The organism is Rhizobacter sp. P2_D12 (genome assembly GCF_056404395.1).
In genome coordinates this window covers 1-1024 of sequence record NZ_JBFUEB010000317.1, presented here as the reverse complement: position 1 = coordinate 1024, position 1024 = coordinate 1, and the positions used below count along the sequence as shown (strand labels likewise).

The following is a 1024-nucleotide window of genomic DNA, read 5'->3' as shown; positions in this document are numbered from 1 at the left end:
GCCCCGGCCGAGGCGGCAGCCCCTGTGCCGGCGGAGCCGCCGCGCGCCGACGCCGTGCTGGTCGACACGCCGCCGCCGGTGCTGAAGCGGGCACCACCGCCCAACTTCGGCGACGTCACGCTGACGCCGCGCGCCGTGGCGGCCGCGCAGGCTGCGCTGTCCTCATCGGCGACGCAGCCGTCGACCGACTTCGATCCCGACACGCTGGAACCGAACCGGCCGATGTCAGCCGACGAACTGATCGACCTCGACCAGCAGGTCGAGTTCTTCGTCGTGCTGGGCCAGGACGATGCCGCCGTCGACCTGCTGATGGGCCATGTGCGCAGCACCGGCGGCGTGAGCCCGCTGCCGTACCTGAAGCTGATGGAGATCTACCGCCGCCGTGGCGAGCGCGATCCGTACGACCGCATCCGCGAGCGCTTCAACCGCCGCTTCAACGCCTATGCCACCGAGTGGGACGAGAACGATCCGTCCAAGGAACGCAGCCTCGAGGACGGCTACCCCGAGCTGACGGCGCGGCTGCAGGGCCTGTGGTCGGCGCCGGGCGAGGCGATGGCCTTGCTCGACGGTGCGCTGTTCCGCCGCAACCAGGGGCCGCCGTTCGACGTGCCGGCCTACCGCGACCTGCTGTTCCTGTACGGCATCGCGCGCGACCTGGCCGAGCGCGACGTGCGGCCCGAGGGCGTCGACCTGCTGCTGCCGATCGACACCGGCTCGCCCAGCGCGTCGCTGAATGCGCCGCGCGCCGATTCGGCACTGGCGCCGCTGGCCCCGTCGCCGCAGCCGCCGGCCCCCGACCTGGAGCGGCTGACGCTGGACCTGGACATCTCCACCGACCCGGCCAAGCTCGGCAGCCCGGCCGTCGATTCCCGTCCCGGGCTGGATTTCGATCTCAGCGAGTTGAGCGAACTCGACGCCACCCGCAGCCCGAAAAAACGCGGCGGCTCACGCTGACGGCAGTCCCCGGATTGGCATTCGGGCTACGGGTTCCGTAGCCCGGATGAAGCGCAGCGCAATCCGGGAT

Annotated in this window: 1 pseudogene; it reads left to right on the top strand. The window is 71.7% G+C overall.

Annotated elements, in window-relative coordinates:
- Positions 1-954, top strand: a pseudogene (locus tag AC1DYN_RS32725) (hypothetical protein); the annotation flags it as partial.
- Between the last annotated feature and the right edge of the window lie 70 nt (positions 955-1024).